Raw genomic sequence first — 23,318 nt, forward strand, 5'->3', positions numbered from 1 at the left:
GATGAAGATCACGAAAGGACTGTGGGTCACGGCGGCGATGCTCGCCGGGGCGGCGCTCGCCGGCTGCGGCGACGACGGCGCGTCGGGGGCCGGGAACGTGGCGTTCTCGACGTGGGGAGAGGACTACATCGAGCAGGAGATCCCGGCCGCCGATCTCGCGGACGGCTGGAGCATCCGGTACGAGAAGTTCCTGTTCGTCGTCCGGAACGTCACCGTCGCCGATCGCGAGGGGAACGTCGGAGCGCGCATGCAGGGCTCGATCCTGTTCGATCACACGAAGGCCGGCGCGAAGCCGGTGGTGAGCTTCGACGACCTCGAGGCGAAGCCCTGGGAGGCCGTCTCCTACGAGATCGGCCCGGTGGACGCGGACACCGCGCTCGAGGGCGCGACGGAGGAGGACAAGGCGCTCATGCTCGCGGCGGGAGCGTCCGTGCACATCGAGGCGATCGCGCGGAAGAGCGGCGACGGCGGCGAGGTCGAGAAGCGCCTCGACTGGACCTTCTCGCTCGCGACGCGCTACGCCGACTGCAAGGGCGACAGGGCCGGCAAGGAGACCGAGGGCGTCCTCGTCACCAACGGCGGCACCGACGACGTGGAGCTCACCATCCACGGCGACCACTTCTTCTACGACGACCTCCAGGCCGCGACCGCCGCGCGCCGGTTCGCGCCCATCGCCGCCGCGGACGCCGACGACGACGGGGCCGTCACCCTGGAGGAGCTCGCCGCGGTGCGCCTCGTCGAGATCGAGGAGGGCACCTACGGGACGGGCAGCGCCGGAGACATCAATGATCTCGGGGCGTTCGTCGCGGCGCTCTCGCGCACGATCGGGCACTTCCGCGGCGAGGGCGAGTGCGTCTCTGTCGACCCGTGACGGGGCCGGCGGCGCGCTCGCCCGCGGCGATCACTCGATCCCGACCGCCGTCGTGACGTCCTGGAGCTCGCCCCCGTCGAACGCCGGGACCCGCGCGGAGCCGAGCAGCATCTGCACGCAGCTCCCGGCCGGGGTCATCGCGACCAGCGGCTCGATCGCGACGCGCTGCACGGCGCCCGCGGGGTTGAAGAACACCCGCGCCGTCACCGCCTTCGGACCCGCCTTGCCCTTGCAGTGGATCCGCGCGGTCGCGCCCTTCGCTTGCAGCGCCGCGTGGGCCGCGCCGCGATCGAACGGCCTCGCCGCGCTCGGCTGCGCCGCCGCGACCGCCGTCGCCGCCGGCGCGGTGCCTTCGCGCGTGGGGCGCGGGGACCTCGGCGCGGGCGCCGGCGCCGGAGCGTCGCGAGGGCCAGGCGACGGCCGCCGCTCGCCCGCGCCGCTCGTGTCGTTCGCGTCGCCCGCCAGCGCCGGCGAGCGCGCGTCACCGCCGCGGCCCGGGCTGACCACCGTCGGGTGCGCCGGCACCGGCAGGCGCTGCACCTTGCGGACGTCGCTCTGCGCGCGGCCGGCGTAAAAGGCGATCGCCGCCATCGCGAAGCCGCCGGCCAGGCCGCACGCGAGGAGCAGCGGCCCCCGCCGCGCGGGCCTGGGAGGGGCCTCCGGCGGCGCGCTGCTCGCCAGGACGGGCGCGGGCGTCACCGGGGGGCGCGCGCTGACGGGCGACGACGATGCGCCCGCGCCGGCGGGCGACGACGGCGCGCGCCGCGCGTCCGAGGCCATCTCGGTCGGTCCGGTCATCGACAGGCCCGAGACAGGCCCCGCCGAGGTGAGCGCCGCCGCGGCGCTGAACGGCGCCACCGAGATCGCGCCGCCGGCGGCGCGCACGCTGCGCGGATCGACGAAGAGCGCCGGGCCGAGCGCGTCGAAGGCCTCCTGCGCCGTCTGGAAGCGCTGCGACGGCTCCCGCGCGACGCAGCGCGCGAACCAGGCGTCGAACGGGTGCACGATACAGCCGGCGCGCCCGAGCGCGGTCGCGCGCACCGACGCCGGGTCGATCGCCTCGAAGAGGATCTCGCGGAGCAGCACCGGCATCGCGGTCCCCATCGGGTCGTTCGCGGCGCGCCAGTACATGCGCCCGGTGAGCAGCGCGAACGCGATCAGCCCGAGCGCCCACACGTCGGTCGCCGGCGAGATCTGCCCGCGCGGGTCGGACTGCTCGGGCGCCATCCAGAGGGGCGTGCCGAGCGACGCGGTCGCCATCGTGCTCGCCTCCGCTGCGATCTTCGCGATGCCGAAGTCGAGGACCTTGACCGACCAGCGCGCCGTCGCGCTCTGCGTCTTCGCGAGGAACACGTTCTGCGGCTTCATGTCCCGGTGGACCACGCCCGCCCGGTGGGCGGCGCCGAGCGCGTGGCAGACCTGCCGGAAGATCTCGTGCACGTCCTGCGCCGAGAGCAGCCCGCTGCGCCTCATCCGCTGCGAGAGGTCCTCCCCCTCGAGCAGCTCCATCGCGAGCCAGGGCACGCCGCTGGCCGCGTCCACGCCGGCGCCGATCACCTGCACGACGTGATCGCTCTCCACCAGCGCGCCGACGCGCGCCTCCTGCTCGAAGCGCTCGCGCAGCCGGGCGTCCGCGCAGAGCTGCGGGTGCATGAGCTTGAGGGCCCGCAGCTTGCCAGTGCTCGCCTGCTCGGCGATGTACACGGCGCCCATGCCCCCGGCGCTGAGGGGCCGAACGATCCGGAACTCTCCGAAGAGCATCCCGACCGCCGGCTGGAACGGCGCGACCATGGCGGGCGATGCTAGCATGGTGGCCGTCGTGGGGGTGTCGGGGCTCACGTGCGCGCGCGGCACGCCTCGCTGCCTCGCTGCCTCGTCAGGCGTGCGCGCCGTCGGCGCTGCCCGCGCTGCGCGCGCGCGGCGGGAGCGACGCGACGAGGCGCTCGATCCCGATCCGGCCCGCGACGAGCGCGCCCGTCGCCGCGGCGCGGAGCGCGTCGCCCGCCGGCTGGGCTCTGCCGGCGAAGTGCCGGACGCCGAAGCGCAGGAACGACGGCTCGCCGAGGAGGTAACGCTCGACGCGCTCCCGCGGCGCGCCGTAGAAGGCGCGCATCACCCGGCGCCGGAAGCGCAGATCGAGGCCCAGCAGCGATCGCTCGACGCGCCGGCCCCAGTCGTGGAACCCGAGATCGCGGGCGTCGAGCTTCTCGGCGAGGTACTCGCCCGCGAGGGCCCCGTACGCGATCGCCTGGGCGATCCCCTCGCCCAGCATCGGATCGATGCCCGCGGCCTCGCCGACGAGCAGGGCGGTGGGCCGCGCGATCACGTCCCGCCGGTCGAGGCCTCGCTCGGCGAAGCGCTTTCGCCGGTAGCGGTCCGGGTCGAGGCCGAGCGCCTCGAGCCTGCTCCGGAGCACGCGCTCGGCGTCGGGCGCGGGGCGCGCCGCGCCGAGCGCGCCCTCGTGCAGCACGTAGGCCCCCCGGCAGACGAGCTCGCGCCCGTCGACGATCGTGGGGAAGTCCCACAGATAGCCGGCGAACGAGCGGTCCCGCATCTCGAAGTGCAGGAGGTCGCGCGCCCGGTCCCCCGCGACGGGCTCGGTGTCGACCTCGACGGCCTGCGCGCGCAGCCTGCCGAACGGCAGCCCCATCGCGCGGCGAACGACGCTGCCGACGCCGTCCGCGCCGACGACGACGCGGCCGTCGAACACCCCGGCCGAGCTCTCGACGCGGGCGCCGTCCTCGCTCAGCGCGGCGCCGGTCACCCGCGCCCCCTCCACGATCCGGACGCCCCGCGCCCGCGCGGCGAGCGCGAGCGCGCGATCGAACTCGGCGCGCCGGACGACGCGGCCGATGTTGCCCTCGCGGAGCGCGACCTCGCCGGCCTGGAAGGCCGCGCTGATGCCGTGCACCACGACCGAGGGAACGTCGATCGTCACCCCGATCGACGAGAGCGCCCTGTCCGCTCGCTCGCCGAGGCCGCCTGCGCAGGACTTGTCCCGCGGGTAGCGCTCCTTTTCGAGCACCACGATCCTGTCGGCGAGGGCCGGGCGATGGTGGGCGAGGAAGAGCGCCGTGCTCACGCCCGCCGGCCCGCCTCCGACGATCACGACTTCATGCGCCGCCATGCGGGGGCCGCTCTAGCACGGCGCCCCCGCCGGCGGGCTCACCGCCGCTCGTACAGGGGCACCAGCGTCCGGTAGGGGAAGAGGTACACGCTCTTGCCCGCGAGGTCCGGGTGGCTCGCGGCCAGCTCGCGGACCTCGTTCAGGACCGCATAACGCTCCTGCAGGGGGAGCGCCGAGATGTAGCTGATCGACGCGACGCGCTCGAGGAGCCCATCGAGGTCGAGCTCCTGCGTATGGGTGAACTCGTGCTCTCCGAGCGGCGCGAAGAGGCGGGAGTCGGAGAACGTCCGGCGCCAGGCGCCGAACCTGTGTATCGGAGCATCCCGGCCGTGGCGGTCGAGGATGTGGGAGATGCGGGCGACCCAGTCGACGCGCTCGTCGCGCAGGTTGAAGAGCAGGGAGAGGCGCCCTCTCGGCCGGAGCACGCGGTGGATCTCGGCGAGCGCGAGATCACCGTGAAACCAGTGGAACGACTGCGCGGCGACCGCGGCGTCGACCGATGTCTCGGGCAAGGGGATGGCCTCGGCGACCCCATCGAGCGGGATGGCGGACGGGACCATCTGGCCCAGCTTGCGGCGCATCCCCTCGACCGGCTCGAGCGCGAGCAGCCGCGCGCCCGTGGGCACCAGGAGGCGCGTGAGCTTGCCGGTGCCGGCGCCGAGATCGAGCACCGTGCTCGTCGCGTCGATGCGGAGCGTGTCGCGCAGGAGCTCGATCGCGCCGCGCGGGTAGTCCGGGCGCCCCTTCTCGTAAGCATCCGCTGCAGTCGCGTAGCCCTGTGCAGCGAGGCGATGGAGAGTCATGGCCTGCATCCGCTCCGAGTTAAGGAGGATCTCGCGCAGCGCCGGAGGGACCACCCACCCCGACGGCCCGTCGAGAGAGGCTACGCAACCGGGAGCCGCGTTGGAAGCGGGTTGTCGCTCAAAATGCGCATCACGTTCTCTCGAAGCACCTTGGCGATCACACGCTCGCTCAAGCCAGCTCGCAGCAGCGCATCCGTCAAGAGCGGAAGATGGGCCGCATCACGCAGCTCACGAGTGGGAATGATGAAACCGTCCCAATCGGATCCGAGCGCTGGCGTGTCCTCGCCGGCAACGTTGATGATGTGCACGAGGTGCTTGACGACGGGCGCGAGCCCGTTTCCGCCGAGATAGAGCGGACAGAAGATGATCCCGGCGCACCCGCCGCGATCGGCGAGCGCGCGGAGCTGTTCGTCATCGATGTTGCGCCAGTGATCGAACGCGCCGGCGATACCCGTGTGGCTGACCATGGGTGGGCGGCGGGCGAGCGCGCATGCGTCGAGGAAGCCTGCCCGGTTGATGTGCGCGAGATCGACGATGACGCCGAGGTCCTCGGCGAGGCGCACGACGTCGCGGCCGAAGGCGGTGAGGCCTTCACCATCCCTGCGGCCGCTGCCGTAGGCGGGATAACACGCCTCGTTGGCGCTGAAGTGGCAGAGCCCGAGGTAGCGCACGCCGCGCCGCGCGAAGCGAGCGAGGGTGTCGAGGTCGCCTTCGAGCGCGTGCGCCCCCTCGACGCCGAGCAGCGCCGCGACGGCGCCGCGGGCCCTCGCCGCCTCGATGTCCTCGGCCGTGAGCGCCTTCACGAGGCGGCCGGGCCGCGCGCGGACGGCCTGCTCCAGCAGATCGATCTGCTCCTCGACGACGGCGGCGAGCCCGCGCCGCTGCCCGATGGGCAGCGAGACCAGCCCGAAGAACTGCGCGCCGACGCCGCCCTCGCGGAGCCGCGGGACGTCGACGTGCCCGCCGAGGGCCGCGAGCGGCAGCGGCGGCTCGTGCCGCTCCTGCAGATCGTAACCGACCCAGCGCGCCCACATGAGGCTGTCGGCGTGGAGATCGATGGCGGGGTACTGCGCGTGCAGGGCGCGGGCTTCGGGTGTTCCGTGCATGGAGGGAAGGCTAGTCGACCCGAGGCGGCCGGTCGCGCGCCGGGCGACGAGGGCTCAGGGGCTCGCCAGCTTGAGGCCGAGGATGGACACAACGAGCAGCGCGAGGAAGCCGACCCTCGCGGCCGTGGCGGGCTCGCCGAACAGGAGGATGCCCGCGATCGCCGCCCCGAACGCGCCGATGCCGACCCAGACGGCGTACGCCGTGCCGATGGGCAAGGTCCGCGAGGCGATCTCGAGGAGCGCGATGCTCGTGATGATCGCGCCGACCGTGAGCGCCGTTGGCAACGGGCGCGTGAAGCCGTGTGTGTATTTGAGACCGATAGCCCAGCAGACCTCGAGCAGACCTGCCAGGAGCAACGCCAGCCAGGACATGACGACTCTCCTCGTGATGCGGCTGCGTCGTCTTATCCTGACCGGGTACGGCGCGTCTCGTCCGGGACGCTCTGTCTGAAGGAGCGCCGCGGGGAACCTAGCAGCGGCGACGGCCTGCGCAACAGGCAGCCAGCCGGCGCCGCGCCGCGTCGCGAGGCCGCGCCGTCGCCGCCGCTCCCGCTCCGCTGCGCGGGGCGGCGCGGTAGGGGTGGACCACGCCGCGGCGCCTCGATCGCGCTCTCCTGGAGCTCGCTACTCGATCTACTCCTCGATTACTCCTCGATTTACTCCTCGATTCCCCCCTCGTCCGGGAGCATCGAGAAGCTGCCCCCCGCCTGGCGGATCAGCGCGGCGGCGAGCTCGTTGATGTACTCCTCGATCGCGGTGTATCCGGACGGCATCACCTTGGTGTGGTCACTCGCGTTCGATGAGCTGAGGCCGTGCGCCCGCTCCCACGCGTCCGCCATGCCGTCGCGGTCGGCGTCCGCGGGGGCCGTCCCCGGGCTGAGCCCGTCCATCAGGTTGCTCACGTAGCGGGCGCCCCACGAGCCGTCGCGGCGCTCCATGTTCTTGAAGACGCCCTTCGTCACCACGTCGCGCGGCAGCGAGCCCGCCTGCGCGACGACGAGCCGAGCCGCGTCCTGCGCGCGTTGCGTCGTCACCGGGATGTACCCCGGGACATCCCGCGTGAAATTGAACTGCGTCGCCGAGCGGTACGACTCGGCCTTGTTGAGCTTGCTGAAGCTCGGGTGGAGGTACGGCTGCTTCCAGGGGTTCTCGACGGTGCCCGTGAACTTCCCGGGATCGTCGATGTAGTTGTCGCCGAGGAAGTACTTGAGCCCCGCGCCGGCGCTGCCGTCGAAGTAGAACGGGATCAGCTGATCGCTCGGCCCCTTGATGTAGGTGTTGCCCACGATGTTGAACTGACCGCTCGCCCGGTTGTGGTGCACGAAGCCGTGCCTCACGTTGTAGGCCACGTTGTTGCGGATGTCGGCCGGGCCGTTCGCGATCGCGGGACAACGCGCCTTGTGATGGGCGAACAGGTTGTGGTGGAGGGTGATCCGGTGGCCATCAGGGCCGTTGATGAGACCGTAATTATGCATCCCCTCTGGATGCCCCGTGGTCGCCGACGATTCGATGGTGGACCACTGGACCGTGACGTCATCTGCCTCATAGAGGTCCACGGTCTCGTCGACGCCCCAGGCGATCGACATGTGATCCAGCATCACCTTCGAGTTCCGCGAGATCTGCGTCGCGTCGAACTGCTCTCCGGCCGAGCCGTTGTGCACGGGCCGGACTCGCAAGAACCGTGCAATGATGTTGTTGACCGCGGTGGAGTACCTGGCGGTCAAGCGACCGCGGATGGTGATGCCCGCGCCGGGCGCCGTCTGGCCCGCGATCGTCACGTCGCCGTTCCGGATGACGACATCCCCTTCGATCACGCCGCTCACGTCGAAGACGATGATACGAGGCCCGCTCGCGTCGAGGGCCGCCTGGAGGCTCCCCGACCCGCTCGTGCGCAGGTTGGTGACCTTGATGACGCGCCCGCCGCGCCCGCCGGTCGCGACGGCGCCAAAGCCCTCTGCCCCCGGAAACGACGGGAGCGCGCTGGCTGGAGCCGATATCGCCGTGAGCGCAGAGACCGCGGCGATCGCGCACCCGAAGCGGCGGAGCCCCTGTGCGCCGATGGAAGAGCAAGTAGGAAGGAATGCCATGTGTCTCGTTCCCCTTTCGTACGTATCAGGCGCCGAACAAGACCGGATCGAACAAGGAAGCCCAGGGTGGGCGCGGCGCTGGGCGCGACGATGTGCCCTGATGAAGCAGGGCGACGCGGCGCAGCGGCGCGATGGGCCCGCCCTCGGCTGCCTGGCGCAGGAGGTCTTGAACGGCGCTCTTAACCGCAAGCCGTACTGTGATGACCCTACAGGACTCGATTCACCGATGGCAATCATCAATTGCCAATCTGTGCGACAGGGCACATCAAAATCGATCTGAAAATTCCATATCGCCAGATGAAGCGATGCTGGTTATCCTGCACGAGCAGCGCACGAGCGGGCTCATGTCATCGCGAGGCGCGCCCGCCCGCCGGGCGCGCCGAGAAGGGGAATCGTTCGACGCTCGCCCATCGGCGTCGCGGTCGAGCGCGATGCGCTCCCCGAGGTGCGTTCAGGTCACGCGAGGCGACGTCCGCAGGCGATTGCTGGTCTTTCTGGTCTGGCTCCGGGCAATCGCTCATAAAGGCCGATTCTGACCGGTCGTTCGGACCTTCTCGGCATGAGGCGCCGGCGACGATCAGAGCTCGACGGGCAGGCGGACGCCCACGAATCCGAGGCAGAGATCCCACGTGAAGAGCCGAACGAACGAGACGCCGAGGCGCCGGCGATTGACCGGCTCGAACCCCGGCATCACGTCTCTATGCCAGACGCAACTCACGGATCCTGCGCTGGAGGGCCCGCTTGGAGACCATGAGGCGCTCCACCATCGCGTCGATGTGTCCACCGCACTCCGCGTAGCAGCGGGCGACCTCGTCCGGCGCAAGATGGCTCGCCTGGCGGACCTGCGGGCAGCTCTCCACGAGCGCATAGAGCGACGTCCGCGAGACCCCGAGCTGCTCGGCGGCGGCCTTGAAATCCCACCGGCTCCGGCGGAGCGCGTCGATCAGCTCCTCTTCCCGCACGTCGGAGGGCTTGCGCCAGCCCGCGCCCTTCCCCGAGCCCGAGCTCGCCCGCGCCGCCGTGGCGGTCTCCGGCCGCGCCGATCTCGCCGCAGCCGCGCGATCGCCGTCGGCGTGGCTCCGCTGCTCCGGGGCTGCCCGCTGGAGCAGGTGCTCGAGCGCCGGCGCCCCCTCCAGGCGCGCCGCGCCCTGGCTCCCCACGACCAGCTGCCGCGCCACGTTCCGGAGCTGACGGATGTTCCCCGGCCAGTCGTACCGCGCGAGCCGGGCCACCACGGACGCCGGCAACCACGGGGCGCCGTCGGGCCGCGGCGCGTCGAGCCGATGCGCATCACCCGAGGCCGCCAGCTCCTCGCGCAGGAAGTGGAGGAGCAGGCGCCCGAGATCGTCTCGGCGATCGCGGAGCGGAGGGAGCGAGATCTCGTAACCGGCCAGCCGGTGGAGCAGCGGAGCGCGAAAAGCCCCCTCCGCCACCTTGGCCTCCAGATCGGCGTCCGTGGCGGTGATCAGCCGAATGCGCGTCTTCTTCGGGTGCTGGGCGCCCACCGCCTGGATCTCGCCCGTCTCGAGGGCCCTGAGGAGCATCGCCTGCACGTCGGGCGGCGCTTCGCCGATCTCGTCGAGGAACAGCGTCCCTCCCTCGGCCGAGCCGAAGTAACCGGGACGGTCGCGCAGGGCGCCGGTATACGATCCGCGCTCGGCGCCGAAGAGCTCCGCGGCCGCCAGCAACGGAGGGATCGCCGCCATGTTGACGGCCACGAAGGGCTGATTGCGCCGGCTGCCGGCCTGGTGGATCGCCCTCGCGACGAGCTCCTTTCCCGTGCCCGTCTCGCCGCGGAGGAGCACCGCAGCCCCGAGGTCGGCGACGCGGCGGATATGCCACCGCGTCCGCTCCAGAAGGTCGCTATCGCCAACCAGGCCGAGGCGCTCCCCCGGCTCGCGCGGAGACGGATCGACCATGTGGAGCAGCAGGACGACGCGACTGGCGAGCTCGATAACGATCCCCCGCGTCACCTCGCCGAGCGAGAAATCGCGGCTCCCCTCCAGCGGGGCGCCGTCGACCGCGACGTGGGAGCCGCGCGCCGCCGCGTCCAGCCGGATCCGGTCGTCGGGCAGCGCGATGATGCGCAGGGGTTTGCGGCTCAGGTGGGTATCCCCGAGCGGCGCATCGGCGATCGCCCCCGGTGGACCGAAGTACGGCTCCATGCGCGACAGCGCGACCGCATCGCGAAGCGCGAGGTCTGCGAGGACGGCGCGCTCACCGATGCGCTCGAGACGAGGATGGTAGAGGACGGACAGGGACGGAGCGAGGCGTGTGCATGCCCGCCGTGAGGGGCTCGTGTCGGGGTGCAGCGTCGTCGCGTTCGCGATCGTGGTGAGCCCTGTTCGCTCGGTCACCATGGGGGTGGGAGGATACGCGCCCACCGAAAAGACTTGCAAGCTCAGCGGAGCCGGCGTTCGGTCCCTCCACGCTCCTCAAGCCACGCGCGACGCGCACATTCGAGCACACCGAGCCGCTTTGGCGCCGTCGTCGCCTGGGCGCGGACACCGTAACGCCAGTTGACACGATGTGCGCTCACGCGTAGTAGTTTTCCTTTGTGAAGGGCCAAACGGTCGGCGGGAGATACGCGCTCCGGCGTGAGATCGGCCGCGGCGGCATGGGCATCGTCTGGGAGGCCTTCGATCAGATGCTCCGCCGGCCGGTGGCGCTGAAGCGGATGATGCCCGAGAACGTCGTCTCCTTCGACGCAAGGCGCAGCTTCGAGCAGGAGGCGACGACCGTCGCGCGTCTCCGCAACGAGCACATCGTCCAAGTCCACGACTACGGAATCGATGAGGGTTCTCCCTATATCGTCATGGAGCTGCTCGAGGGCGAAGACCTCGAGAGCCGGCTCCGCCGCACGCGCCAGCTCCCGGCGGCGGCCGTGCTGTCATTGCTCCGGCAGCTCAGCTCGGGCCTCGAGGCAGCGAGCGCGGCAGGCATTGTCCACTGTGATCTCAAGCCCGCGAACGTCTTCCTCGCCCGGGGTGCGTCCGGCGAGTCCGTGAAGATCCTCGATTTCGGGGTGGGGTGGCGGCTGTTCGATGCGCGTGACTGGAGCGGTACGCGCATCGGAACCCCCGCGTACATGAGCCCGGAGCAGGTCCGCGGCGCCGTTCCCCACCCCCTGGCCGACCTCTGGTCGCTCGGCGTCATCGCGTACCGCGCGCTCACTGGCCACTTTCCGTTCTCGACAGACAACCTGCCAGGGCTCATCGTCAGCATCTGCACCGATCCGTTCCCGCCGCCCTCGTCGCTCGACGCCGCCTTGCTCCCCGGGTTCGATCGATTCTTCGAGCGCGCCCTGGCAAAGGACCGGACCCGGAGATTCCAGTCGTCCCGCGAGCTCATCACGGCGTTCGCCGCGGTGTGCGACGCGGGGAGCAAGCCCGCCAAGATCCTCATCGTCGATGACGAGCCCGACATGCAGCTCCTGCTGAAGATGCATTTTCGGCAGAACAAGAAGGGCTCCGCCTACGAGCTCATCTTCGCCGACAACGGCCAGCACGCCCTCGAGGAGCTCCGGCGACACCCGGACATCGATGTCGTCGTCACCGACATCAACATGCCCGTCATGGACGGGCTCACCCTGCTCGAGCACATCCCTGAGGTGAACCCGCTCGCGAGGACGGTGATCGTGTCCGCGTACGGCGACATGACCAACATCCGTCGCGCCATGAACCGGGGGGCGTTCGACTTCCTCTTCAAGCCGCTCGATTTCGTCGACCTCGAGACCACGCTGGAGAAGTCCCTCCGCGCCGCGGAGCAGCAGCGACAGAAAGCCCAGGCGAACGAGGAGAACGACATCCTGCGGAAGTTCACAAACTCTGCCCTGGTGGAGCGGCTCCGGGCGCTCGGGCCCGCGGGCGCAGCCGCGAGCGAGGCGCTGGAGGCGACCGTCGCGTTCGTCGATGTCTTCCGGTTCACCCGCGTGGCGCAGGAGAGGCCGCCCGCCGAGGCCACGCGGCTGCTCAACGCCAACTTCGAGGTGATCGTCCCGGAGCTCCTGGCGCAGGGAGGCATCGTCGACAAATTCGTGGGCGACGCCGTCATGGCGGTGTTCCACGGGCCGGAGCACCTCGACCGGGCGCTCTCGGCATGCGTCGCCGTGCGCGAGCAGCTCGAGACGGTCGCCCGGCGTACGGGGAACGATTCGCCTTACGCTCACGGGGTATGCGCGGGCGTCTCGACCGGCAGCGTCCTGGCGGCGGAGGTCGGCTCGCACGCCTGCGCGCGGCTCGGCTACACGGTGCTCGGGGAGGCCGTGAACGCCGCCTCCCACCTCGCGCGCGCAGCGCTGTCCGGGGAGATCCTCGTCGACGAGGCGGTCTGCCGGGCCGCCCGGCAAGAGTTCAAGTTCGAGAGCGCCGGCGCGCGGAGCATCTGGCCCAGGGCCGAATCGACGACCGTCTACAGGGTGGCGGGGCGCGACGTGGCGCGGCCGCTGCTCGAGGGGGAGCAGACGATCCAGATCTCCCTGGAGCCCAGGCCGGCGTAGGCGCCGCGCCGACGTCATGTCGGCCGGCAGGGCGCCGCACGGCGCCGACATGTCCGCCGGCGCGGCACCGGCACGGCGCCGGCACGGCGCCGAGACCTCGGCCGGCACGCCCGCCGACACGTCGGCCGACACGTCGGCCGACAGTTCGCCGCGCGCGCTCGACGGAACGCCCGCGGCCGCCGTCCCATCCCGGCCTGGAAACGCCCGCATCCCCGCACGTCGGCCGGGCGGCGGACATGCACGCATGGCTGGTACGCGCCGTGCACTTCCTGTTCGCAGACGGTTCGGTTCCATCCCGAATCTCTCTTGACCGGATCGAGCGGCTCGGAGCAGGCGGCTCTTTCCAGGGAGCGACGGCCCCGGAGAGCTCGCAGAGCACGCGATTCACCGGACCGCGCGCGCCTGCTGCGACGCGCGAAGTGCCCTTCAAGACCAGCACGCGAGGGAATAACGACGATGACCACAGAGACAACGACATATCCGCCCGGCGTCCTGTCCTTGCTCTATCACCTGAGGTACACGGGCCTCAGCGTGAACCCGGACAAGAACAAGGTGCTGAAAGACTTTGGCCTGAGCGCGACCGAGAAGAAGGTGTTCAGCAAGTGCGGCGACATGGGGCACCCCGACGACGGCTGCATCGCGAACGTCCTCTACCTCGCGAAGGATGAGGTCAACGGGAGACTCTTCAAGATCACGAGCGACGAGGCGCCCGCCCCGTCGGCGGGCGGCGTGGTACGCAGGCCGGGTCTCCTGTCCTTTCTTTATCATCTGGTGCACACCGCGGAGGTCTACAATCGCTTCCACCCCGACGATGAAGCGCACAAGAACGAATCCAGGAGCTCGCTGATGAGCGAGTTCGAGCTGAGCGAGCGGCAGAAGAAGAAGCTCGACAACCACATCGCAAGGGGCCCGACCGACGACGGTTCGCTCGAGGCCCTGCTGGATCTCGCCGTTCCCGAGCTCAACGGCGACGCCTGGTACAAGGCCTGGTGAGCGGGTAGCCTCGAGCGCTGCTCGAAGGCCGACCGCGGCAGTCGGTGGTCATCACGCGGGCACGGCCCGGCAGGACGAGAGGTCGCTGCATGATCGTTCGGTCGATGGAGAAGACGCTGGAGCTCGTCGAGCCTCATGTCCCGCCGACGCTCGTGTCACCGCGAGACTGGCGCGCCTTCGGCCGCTGCGCCCCGGCCCTGCTGGACGCCGCCTCGGTCCTGACCCTCGAATGTCATCTGGGGGCGACCGCTTCGCGGATCGACTTTCTTGCCTGTGTCCTGGCGGAAGGGAGAGAGATCCTCGCGTCTCGGCTCCCGCGCTCGCGCCGCGAAGGTCCGGTCGCCCCCGGCGGCCTTCCGCCGCCGGAAGGCGCCGATCTGCTCCGGGGCCCTCCAGGGCGTCTCCTCGCCGCGTGGACCACGCCCGGCACCCTCCTGTTCGAGCAGGTTCCCCTGCTCTGGTTCGAGTTCGATCAGCCGGCCGCGCGTCGTGGTCCGGTCGAGCCGTCCGTGCTCCTCTGCCTGGATCCGAGGCCCCTCACGAACCTGGAGGCCCCGGAGGCAGAGCGCGACTTCAGCCCGAGCGGCAGGCTCCGGCTCGTCGAGGCGGCCCTCTCCGTGCTCCTCGATGGGCCCGTCCCGGCGGCGACCCAGGCCGCGCTGCTCCGCTGCTTCACCCTGTTGCCGGACGGCGGCCACGTCGTTCATCTGTCCGTCATGAGCGCCAGGCAGCCTGCGACGCTCAAGCTCAACGTCTCGCTGCCGCGCGACCGGCTCACCGGCTACCTGCTCGGGGTGGGCTGGCCGGGCAACCCCGGTGAGGTGGAGGAGCTGCTGGAAACGCTGCGCGTCGAGGACGAGCGCGTCACGATCGACGTCACCCTCGGAGACAGCGTCGCTCCTCGGCTCGGGATCGAGCTCTTCGATCTCGCGACCCGGAAGCTGGACCCGGGCCGGAGCGCGACGCTCGAGCGGCTCTCGTCGCTCGGCCTCTGCACGCCCTCGCAGCGCGACGCGCTCGCCGCGTGGCCCGGCTCCTCGCGCGAGCGCTGCCAGGAGGGCGAATGGCCGTCCCGCGTGCGCCGCTGGATCGACCTGAAGATCGTCCTCGGCCCGGATCGAGCTCTGTCGGCCAAAGCCTACCTTGGTGTCTTACGTTGCTTCTCCCTCGCCTGAGAACCGACATACACGCTGTATTCTGGAGCGTCGCACCATGAAACGCCCTTCGTCCTCCATCTACAGATCGGCTTTGATGATCCTGGCGGGCGCGGCACACCTGTCGTGCACAGCGACAGCCCACCCGCAGAGGCCCTCTCCCCCGCCCTCCCCTCTCAAGAACACGGGCGCGTCCTCGCCGGTTGACGACGAGACATGCCGGACGGAGCTGTGGAGCAAGTTCCCGAGCTTCACCGACAAGCTGTGCTCGGCCCTCCCCCGAGACATCGATCCCGAGCTGCAAAAAGAAACCATAGGGAGGGGGAAATTCGCGGAAGGCAACCGTCTATACGACATCCTGGCGTGGCAGTCCTTCATCGCGATGGCATGGCCGGTGACCGAGGACGGCCGCGCTCGGCCTCGCCTCGCGGAGGATGGCGCCCATGGGTGGGACACCTGGAAGACCAGTTACGACATCTTCAAGCCGGACGGCAGCCCACCCGATGCCTGGAACCCTGCCGAGCAGCAGGCCAAGCGGAGCGCTCCGGACGCGAGCGTCCCGATAGACACCTCCCGTACGCTGCAGGACGACAGACAGGCCGATTCGTTCATCCTCTGGGACCAGAACGGCAACAAGGTGTATTACGAGGTGCTGTACAGCGAGCGTTTGTTCGAGTTCCTCAACGACAACAAGCTGTACAACGTCGATGGCCAGATCGCCTACAGCAAGGAACACTGCGCCACCCCCGGGGAAGACTGCGCCAACCCCGACGCGCCCTGGGGCAACCCGATAAACAAGACTCAGACGCCCTCGATCGCGCTCAAGCTCGCGTGGAAGCTGCTGGACGAGAGCGAGCGTCACCTCGAGGGGCGCTTCATCCTCCGGAAGGCGTACGTCCGCACGGGCCCACGCCCGTCGCTGCGGACGTTCGGTCTCGTGGGCGCGAATGTCATGATCAAGACGCTCTCGGCCAAGAAGCAATGGGTCTGGGCTGCGTTCGAGCACATCGACAACGTCGATGTCAACCCGCTCGAGACGCACGATGGCAAGCCGCTCAAGCCCTCGTTCAACAATCCGGATTGCCCGCTGTGCCCCGTCAATGAGCCGCCGGAGAAGGGCGTCTGGCCGCCCTTGGAGGGTCCGTGGATCGGCCGCACGCAGGTGCACCGGCAGCAGCCGATCCCGGAGGACACAGCCGCCCTGAACAGCCAGGTCCAGGCTCAGCTCAAGAAGAACCGCTCTGCCCTGCAGTTCTACGAGCTCGTCGGCACGCAGTGGCCGACGGACGGCGGGGGCGAGCCGTCACCGTCGGACAAGCTCCCCGATGCCATCGCGAACGAGTCCGGCGGCCGGCCGTACCGATCTTACCTCGTGAACGCTGTCCTGGAGACCTACATGCAGAAAGGCAACACGGTCGCTGCCGAGGTAAACGGCGCGCTACGCCCCGAAACGACCCGGATATTCCACACGTCGAGCTGCATGGGCTGCCACTCCGGCGCGAGGATCGCCAGGGGAAGGCCGCAGGATAAAATCACGTGGGGAGAGCGCGGCAGCGGTGATTTCTTGTGGAGCTTTGCGACGAAGGCCGCCAAGGCGGGCGCCGGGCAGGCCTCTGGAACGACGAGCGCGGCCGCGGCCGGCGCTCAGCCGAAGCAGCCGAAGTAGCTGCACGCGAAGGGCGAGTTCATGCTGATCCTCCCGGGCTACGATGTGACCGCGACCGTCGTCGAAGAGGCGCGGACTGCCACCTATCGGGCCATCCGATCCGCCGACGGGCAGCCAGCGCTGCTCAAGGCGCTCCACGTCGCTTACCCGACCCTGCTCGACATCACGCGCATCAAGCACGAGCACCAGCTCGCCCAGATGCTCGACAGCCCGTACATCCTGAAGGTCCAGCGGCTGGAGAAGCACCAGGGCGTGCCGGTGCTCGTCCTCGAGGATTTCGCGGGTGAGCCGCTGCACTCCGCCATCCCTGCCGAAGGGCTGGACATCGAGCGGCTCCTCCGCGTCGCGATCCAGCTCTGCCGAGCGCTCGAAGCGTTGAGTGAACGGGAGATCACCCACAAGAACATCCATCCGGGTAGCATCCTGTTCGACCGGGAGACCGGCCGCGCCAAGCTCACGGATTTCAGCATCGCTTCCCGGCTGCCTCGCGAGAGCCAGACGATCGAGAGCGTCGCCCGGATCGAGGGGCCCCTGGCCTGCATGTCACCCGAGCAGACCGGCCGGATGAACCGGGCCCTGGACCATCGCACGGATTTCTACTCGCTCGGGGCGACGCTGTACCAGATGCTCACCGGCCGGCCGCCGTTCCTGGCCACCGATCTGCTCGAGCTCGTGCACTGCCACATCGCCCGGCGGCCGACGCCGCCGGAGGAGGTGCGGCCGGGAGTGCCTGCCCCGCTGTCGAGCGTCGTCATGCGCCTCTTGGCCAAGGCGGCCGAGGACCGTTACCAGAGCGCGCGCGGGCTGCGCATCGACCTCGAGACCTGCCTCGCCGAGTGGAGCGCCGCCGGCGAGATAGCGCCGTTTCCGACAGGCAGGCAGGATCGCTCGGAGAGGCTGCAGTTCCCGCAGAAGCTCTACGGGCGCGACGCGGAGGTCGCCGCCCTCACGGGCGCCTTCGAGCGCGTCGCCCGGGGCGCCACCGAGATCGTGCTCGTCCATGGCTATTCGGGCGTCGGTAAATCGACGCTGGTCAACGAGCTCCACAGGCTCGTCGTCGGCCAGACCGGCAGCTTCCTCTCCGGCAAGTTCGATCAGTTCAATCGGGGTCTACCCTACAGCTCCCTCATCGAGGCGTTCCGGCAGAGCATCCGCCAGATGCTCACCGAGGACGAGGCGCGGCTCTCTGTCTGGAGGACGCGGCTCGGACGCGCGCTGGGCCCCAACGGCCAGATCATCGTCGATGTGATCCCGGAGCTCGAGCTGGTCCTCGGCCAGCAGCCGGCCGTGCCCCAGCTCGGCCCAGCGGAGTCTCAGAACCGGTTTCGTCAGGTCTTCCAGAGCTTCATTCAGGCCTTCGCCCGGAGGGAGCACCTCCTCGTGCTCTTCCTCGACGACCTGCAGTGGGCGGACGCCGCGTCCCTGGATCTGCTCCGGTACCTGAGCGACAACCCGGCCGGCGGCTACCTGCTGCTGATCGGCGCGTACCGAGACAACGAGGTCACGGACTGCCACCCGCTGGGCCGCGCGTTCGAGCGCCTCCAGGTGGAGGCGACGAGGGTCACCCACCTCGCGCTGGCGCCGCTCTCCCAGGACGATCTCACGGGGTGGCTCGTCGACGTCCTCTCGTGCACGGCAGAGCGCGCGGGGCCGCTCGCGTCGCTCCTGGCCAGCAAGACCCACGGCAATCCGTTCTTCGTCATGGAGTTCTTGAAGACGCTCCATCAAGAGCGGCTGCTCGTGTTCGACCCGGCGCTCTCCGACGAGCGCGGCGTGGGCGCGTGGCGCTGGGACATGGATCAGCTCAGGTCCGTCGGGGTCACGGACAACGTGGTCGACCTCCTGGTCGGCAAGCTGCAGAGGCTCCCGCTCGCGGCGCAGAGCGCGGTGAAGCTTGCGGCCTGCATCGGGAGCCGCTTCAACTCGAACATCCTGTCCATCGTGTTCGAGCGCTCGCCGCGGGAGACGGCCGACGCCCTGTGGGAGGCCGTGCAAGCGGGCCTCCTCCTGCCCACGGATCAGTCGTACAAGCTGCTCCTCGGCGCCGAGCCGGGAGATCCCTTCGATGCGTCGCTGGAGGAGCTCGCCGTCCCGTACGAGTTCCTGCACGACCGCGTGCAGCAGGCAGCCTATTCGCTCATCCCCGACCAGGACCGGAAGAAGACCCACCTCGACATCGGCCGCCTCCTCCGGCGGCGCCTCCCGGCAGAGCGCCTCGCGGAGCGGCTCTTCGAGGTGGTCAATCACCTGAACGCCGGCGCCGAGGTGGTGCGCGACACGACGGAGCGCCAGGAGATCGCGCAGCTCGATCTCACCGCCGGTCGCAGGGCAAAGGCGTCCGCCGCCTACGAACCGGCGCTGCGCTACCTCGCCGCTGGCACCGAGCTCGTCGGGGCGGAGGGGTGGAGCCGCTGTCATGAGCTGACGTTCGCGCTGCACCTCGAGAGGGCCGAGTGCGACTATCTCATGACCCGCTTCGCGGACGCCGACGAGAGGTTCGCGCTCCTGCTCCGCAACGCCCGCGCCGACGACGAGCGGGTCGCCGTGCATACCGCCCGTGTGACGCAGCTCCTGCACCTGCGCCAGTACGAGCAGGCCGTGGAGACCGGCTTGCTCGCGCTGCAGCTGCTCGGCATACGGCTGTCGTCCAAGCCGCACATGGGTGAGGTGCTGCTCGAGCTCGCCCAGGTTCGATGGAAGCTTCGGGGCAGGCAGATCAGCGAGCTCAGCGAGCTGCCGGACCGCATGACGCCGGAGATCCGGGCGGCGATGGGTCTGCTCATCACCCTCTGGTTCCCTGCCTACCTGCTGCAGCGCGAGCAGCTCATCGGGCTCATCATCCTCAAGCTCGTTCAGCTGTCGCTCACCTACGGCAACACCGAGGCCTCCTCGTTCGCGTTCGCCTGCTTCGGCATGTTCAACAGCTCGGTGCTCCGCGATCCCAAGACGGGCGCGGCGTACGGCAAGCTCGCCCTGGTCCTGGCGCGCAAGTTCAATGATCCATCGGTGACGTGCAGGACGCTCTTCGTCATCGCGAGCTTCCTGGAGGTGTTCTCGTCCCACCTGCGCGAGGCGCTCGATCTGCTCACGGAGGCGATCCAGTGCGCCGTCGACTCCGGCAACCTGGTGCAGGCGTCCTACTGCATGTGCCTGAACATCTACTGGACCTCTCTGGTCGACACCCCGATCGCCGAGGTGGCCGCGCAGGCTCGCCGGTATCTCGAGTTCGGACGACGGACCGACGCCCAGAAGGTGGTCCAGTGCATGCAGATCACCCTGCGCTGGGCGCGAGAGCTACAGGACGCCGACCCCTCCGCGCTGCGCTCGAACGAGCACTCGCTCGAGCCGGACGCGTACGTCACCGACGACATGGAGCGCGCGCAGCACCTGCTTCTGGCGCTCCAGATCGGCTACCTGTTCGAGCGTTATGACGAGGTGGTGGAGATCGCGTCGCGGCTCGAGGCCTACAAGGACATGCTGGACCCGAGCTCGGCGTTCGTCCCGCACCACGCGTTCTACCGGGCGCTCGCGGCGCTCTCGCTGGTCCCGGACGCGGACCACGCGGACAGGCGCCGCCTGCGCGGCGCGATCGACAAGGCAAAGCGGATCTTGCACAAGTGGGCCGAGCACAGCGCGGTGAACGCCCGCCACAAGCTCGCGCTGGTGCTGGCCGAGGAGGCGCGCGTGGAGGGCCGATCCAGGCAGGCGGCGAGGCTCTACGACGACGCGATCTCCGCGGCGCGGAAGAGCGAGCACCTCCACGAGGTGGCTTTGGCGTGCGAGCGCGCGGCGCTGTTCCATCTGAGCAGGGGCAAACCGCAGCTGGCCGGCTCGTACCTCCAGGAGGCGCGCGGCTGTTATCTCACCTGGGGCGCGCACACCAAGGTCCGCGCGCTCGACGAGCAGTATCCGGTGCTCCTCATGCGGTCGTCTCCGGCGCAGGTCAAGCATCAGAGCGGCACCGCCGTGACGGCGTCGCCGACGCCCCAGGATCTCGACTTGACCACGGTCGTCAAGGCGTCCCAGGTGCTCTCCAGCGAGATCATGCTCGGTCGGCTCCTGGACAGGATCATGCAGATCATGCTGGAGAACGCAGGCGCAGAGAAGGGAGTCCTGCTCATCAAGGAAGACGGCCACCTCGTGATCGAGGCCAAGGGCACGATCGCGTCCGGCGAGGTCACCGTGCTGCAGTCGATCCCGATGGATCAGAGCCCGGATCTCCCGCACGCGCTGGTGAACTACGTCGCCAGGACGCGGGAGAGCGTCGTGCTGCGCGACGCGGCGCGGGATGAGCGGCTGGTCAGCGACCCCTACGTCGTGCGTTGCCAGCCGAGGTCGGTGCTCTGCGCCCCGCTCGTTCATCAGGGGCAGCTCGTCGGTGTGCTGTATCTCGAGAACAACCTCATCACCGACACCTTCACCTCGGATCGGCTGAAGGTGCTCCGCCTGCTCTCGTCGCAGGTCGCGATCTCGATCGAGAACGCGCGGCTCTACAACGATCTCGAGCGGAAGGTCGACGAGCGGACCGAGGAGCTCAAGCGCAAGAACATCGCGCTGGCGTCGACGCTCGAGCACCTCCAGCAGACCCAGCAGCAGTTGATCCAGGCGGAGAAGATGGCGTCGCTCGGCAACCTCACCGCGGGAGTCGCTCACGAGCTCAAGAACCCGCTCAATTTCGTCAACAACTTCGCTGAGCTGTCCGTTCGATTCTCGGATGAGCTCGTCAGCCTCTCGACCGAGCTCCATTCCGACGACCCGCACAGCGGCGAGGTCATCGAGAAGATCAGGGAGGTGCTCCCGCTGCTGAGGATCAACGCGAACAAGATCGCGGAGCACGGCAAGCGCGCGAACGCCATCGTGAACAACATGCTGCTGCACTCCCGTGTCGTGTCGGGCGTCCGAGAGCCGGTGAATTTGAACGCGCTGGTCGAGAAGTCGGTCGAGCTCGCGATGGTCGGCAAGCTCGCCGCGGCGCCCGCCCTGGACGTGGTGGTCGAGAAGGAGTTCGACGCTTCGCTCCCGCCGGTCGAGGTGATGGATCAGGAGCTCGCTCGCGTGATCATCAACCTGGTCAACAACGCGCTCTACTCCGTGGGCGAGCGGGTGCGGGCGGAGAGGGGCGCCGCGGCGGAGCCACCCCGCATCCGGGTGTCGACGCGCCGGGCCGGGTCGATCGCCGAGATCCGGGTCTGGGACAACGGCACCGGGATACCGGAGCCCATCCGTGAGAGGATCTTCGACCCATTCTTCACGACCAAGCCCAACGGGCAGGGCACCGGGCTAGGGCTCTCCATCTGCTATGAGATCGTGCGTCACGGCCATGGAGGCGTGATCCGGCTCGGGAACACCGAGAAGGGGCGCCACGCGGAGTTCATCGTGGAGCTGCCGGTGCGCGGCCCCGCGTCCCGCCCGTCCGCGGCCGTGCCGGTGGCTGACGTCGCGGTCGATCCGCTGAGCAGACACCGGAGCTGACCAGGGCTGGCGCCGCCGGCGGCGCGATCGCGGCGGGGCGAGCTCGGCCGGGCCCCGCTACGGAGCCGGCGCGGGGCGCGCCTCGACCGCCGCGAGGTAGTCGCGCACGGACTGCTTCATCCCGACCTCGAGCGCGTGCGCCACGAGGTGGTGACCGATCGACACCTCTTGAATCTGCGGCGCCTCTCTCACGAGCGGCGCGAGGTTCTCCACGGTGAGATCGTGCCCCGCGTTGATCCCGACCCCGGCCGCCACGGCGGCCCTCACGGTCGCGACGATCTTGTCGAGCTCCGCGCGGTGTTCGCCGCGATCGAACGCCTGCGCGTAAGGACCGGTGTAGATCTCGATGCGATCGGCCCCGATCTCCGCGACCACGGGCACCACCGCCGGGTCGGCCTCGACGAAGAGGCTTGTCCGGATCCCCTCCTCCTTGAGCCGCTTCACCACGGGCTGGAGGACGAAGCGCCATTTCGCGACGTCCCAGCCGCGATGCGAGGTGAGCTCGCCCGGCGTGACCGGGACCAGCGTGCACTGCGTCGGCCTGAGCTCGAGCGTGAGGTCCAGGAACTCCTCGCGGAGATCACCCTCGAAGTTCGTCTCCACCGTGGTGATGTGGCGAGTCACCGCCCGCGCGTCGTCCGGCGTGATGTGCCGCCGGTCCGCCCTCGGATGGATGGTGATGCCGTGGGCTCCGTAGTCCACGATCTTCCGGGCGAAGGAGAGGACATTCGGGGCGTCGTGTCCCCGCGAGTTCCGCAGGAGCGCGATCTTGTTCACGTTGACGCTGAGCTTCATGGGACATCCTCTCGCCGGCTCGTGCGCGGCGCTCGCGACGCCGCTATACACGATCGACGCCGCGAGGCGAACACGCCGCGCAGCCGGGAGCGCGCCCCGAGCGCGCAGCTAGGGGAGCGCCGTCGTCGCTCCCGGACCGGCCCTCTGGCCGCGGCGGCGCGGCCGTTCGGCGCCTATACGCGCCGCGCGGCCCGCGAGCCCCGCACCGCGACGTCGGTCGCGAGGAGCGACACGACGAGGATGCCGACGGCGACGAGCGCGTTGTTCCACACCGTCGCCATCAGCAGCGCCGGTATCGTCCAGGCGCTGACGAAGAGCCACACCGCCAGGATCGCGGTGGCGTAACGCGCCCTGGGCGCCCAGAGCGCGATCAGGGCGAAGACGACGCACAGCGCGCCCACCACCCAGGTGTTGGTGAACTCGTCCCGGCCGTGGCGCCAGAGGAACGCGGAGATCAAGAGCCAGATCCCGAGCGCGATGTTGATGCCACGCAAAGCCGCCATCCGATGCTCCATTGGCCTCCCTCCCTCGCGGATCGCCGTGCCGGCGCCTCCGCCGCGCGACGCCCTGGCTCCCTCGCTCTGCCCGCTCGCCGCAGGCGTCCTGCCCCGAGCGGCCTCGGCCCGCCGATCGCGGAGCCCGCTCACCCCACCTGCCGAGCGCCGGCGTCCCTGCGCCCGGTCCACACACCCGAGAGCCCAGCGAACGCCGTGCGAATCCAGTGCCATGCGCCTCGCCCCGGGAGC

General features: G+C 69.9%; 16 protein-coding genes and 1 riboswitch. Of the genes, 7 read left to right on the forward strand and 9 right to left on the reverse strand.

Annotation, left to right across the window (positions count from 1 at the left end):
* The first annotated feature begins 1 nt into the window (after position 1).
* Positions 2-871: a hypothetical protein gene (locus WME97_RS31480; protein WP_437542773.1), complete on the forward strand. Its 870-nt coding sequence runs from the start codon at positions 2-4 to the stop codon at positions 869-871.
* A gap of 30 nt (positions 872-901) precedes the next feature.
* Here the strand turns inward: WME97_RS31480 and WME97_RS31485 are convergent, their stop codons facing one another.
* The 6 genes from WME97_RS31485 to WME97_RS31510 form a co-directional block, all read right to left on the reverse strand.
* Positions 902-2,662: a serine/threonine-protein kinase gene (locus WME97_RS31485; RefSeq protein ID WP_437542775.1), complete on the reverse strand. Its 1,761-nt coding sequence runs from the start codon at positions 2,660-2,662 to the stop codon at positions 902-904.
* Between the two features lie 85 nt (positions 2,663-2,747).
* Entirely contained in the window at positions 2,748-3,998 is a 1,251-nt protein-coding gene (locus tag WME97_RS31490) for an NAD(P)/FAD-dependent oxidoreductase (RefSeq protein WP_437542778.1), read from the reverse strand.
* Positions 3,999-4,036: 38 nt separating this feature from the next.
* Entirely contained in the window at positions 4,037-4,801 is a 765-nt protein-coding gene (locus WME97_RS31495; protein WP_437542781.1) for a class I SAM-dependent methyltransferase, read from the reverse strand.
* A gap of 80 nt (positions 4,802-4,881) precedes the next feature.
* The gene (locus WME97_RS31500) at positions 4,882-5,907 is read right to left on the reverse strand and encodes a dipeptidase (protein WP_437542784.1); all 1,026 of its coding nucleotides are present in this window, start codon (positions 5,905-5,907) and stop codon (positions 4,882-4,884) included.
* 54 nt (positions 5,908-5,961) lie between these two features.
* Complete coding sequence (gene sugE / locus WME97_RS31505; protein WP_437542786.1) at positions 5,962-6,279, reverse strand: quaternary ammonium compound efflux SMR transporter SugE; 318 nt, start codon at positions 6,277-6,279, stop codon at positions 5,962-5,964.
* A gap of 21 nt (positions 6,280-6,300) precedes the next feature.
* Positions 6,301-6,369: riboswitch (guanidine-III (ykkC-III) riboswitch) on the reverse strand.
* 194 nt (positions 6,370-6,563) lie between these two features.
* Positions 6,564-7,994, reverse strand: a complete 1,431-nt coding sequence (locus tag WME97_RS31510; RefSeq protein WP_437542788.1) for a pectate lyase family protein — start codon at positions 7,992-7,994, stop codon at positions 6,564-6,566.
* A 100-nt stretch (positions 7,995-8,094) separates the two neighbouring features.
* Between WME97_RS31510 and WME97_RS31515 the strand changes: the two genes are divergently transcribed.
* The gene (locus tag WME97_RS31515) at positions 8,095-8,274 is read left to right on the forward strand and encodes a hypothetical protein (RefSeq protein ID WP_437542791.1); all 180 of its coding nucleotides are present in this window, start codon (positions 8,095-8,097) and stop codon (positions 8,272-8,274) included.
* A 418-nt stretch (positions 8,275-8,692) separates the two neighbouring features.
* Here the strand turns inward: WME97_RS31515 and WME97_RS31520 are convergent, their stop codons facing one another.
* Complete coding sequence (locus tag WME97_RS31520; protein WP_437542793.1) at positions 8,693-10,354, reverse strand: sigma 54-interacting transcriptional regulator; 1,662 nt, start codon at positions 10,352-10,354, stop codon at positions 8,693-8,695.
* A gap of 197 nt (positions 10,355-10,551) precedes the next feature.
* Here WME97_RS31520 and WME97_RS31525 point away from each other — a divergent pair, with 197 nt between their 5' ends.
* From WME97_RS31525 to WME97_RS31545, 5 genes are all read left to right on the forward strand, one after another.
* Positions 10,552-12,492, forward strand: a complete 1,941-nt coding sequence (locus WME97_RS31525) for a protein kinase domain-containing protein (protein ID WP_437542795.1) — start codon at positions 10,552-10,554, stop codon at positions 12,490-12,492.
* 456 nt (positions 12,493-12,948) lie between these two features.
* Positions 12,949-13,485, forward strand: a complete 537-nt coding sequence (locus WME97_RS31530; RefSeq protein ID WP_437542797.1) for a hypothetical protein — start codon at positions 12,949-12,951, stop codon at positions 13,483-13,485.
* A gap of 89 nt (positions 13,486-13,574) precedes the next feature.
* Positions 13,575-14,660: a hypothetical protein gene (locus tag WME97_RS31535; RefSeq protein WP_437542799.1), complete on the forward strand. Its 1,086-nt coding sequence runs from the start codon at positions 13,575-13,577 to the stop codon at positions 14,658-14,660.
* A gap of 37 nt (positions 14,661-14,697) precedes the next feature.
* On the forward strand, positions 14,698-16,305 hold the full coding sequence (locus tag WME97_RS31540) for a hypothetical protein (RefSeq protein WP_437542801.1): 1,608 nt from the start codon (positions 14,698-14,700) through the stop codon (positions 16,303-16,305).
* 21 nt (positions 16,306-16,326) lie between these two features.
* Positions 16,327-21,777, forward strand: a complete 5,451-nt coding sequence (locus WME97_RS31545; protein WP_437542803.1) for a trifunctional serine/threonine-protein kinase/ATP-binding protein/sensor histidine kinase — start codon at positions 16,327-16,329, stop codon at positions 21,775-21,777.
* Between the two features lie 57 nt (positions 21,778-21,834).
* Here the strand turns inward: WME97_RS31545 and WME97_RS31550 are convergent, their stop codons facing one another.
* Both WME97_RS31550 and WME97_RS31555 read right to left on the reverse strand, forming a co-directional pair.
* The gene (locus WME97_RS31550; RefSeq protein ID WP_437542805.1) at positions 21,835-22,572 is read right to left on the reverse strand and encodes a pyridoxine 5'-phosphate synthase; all 738 of its coding nucleotides are present in this window, start codon (positions 22,570-22,572) and stop codon (positions 21,835-21,837) included.
* A 173-nt stretch (positions 22,573-22,745) separates the two neighbouring features.
* The gene (locus WME97_RS31555) at positions 22,746-23,075 is read right to left on the reverse strand and encodes an SPW repeat domain-containing protein (RefSeq protein WP_437293756.1); all 330 of its coding nucleotides are present in this window, start codon (positions 23,073-23,075) and stop codon (positions 22,746-22,748) included.
* Between the last annotated feature and the right edge of the window lie 243 nt (positions 23,076-23,318).

The organism is Sorangium sp. So ce367 (assembly GCF_051520455.1).
Lineage (GTDB): Bacteria > Myxococcota_A > Polyangia > Polyangiales > Polyangiaceae > Sorangium > Sorangium cellulosum_B.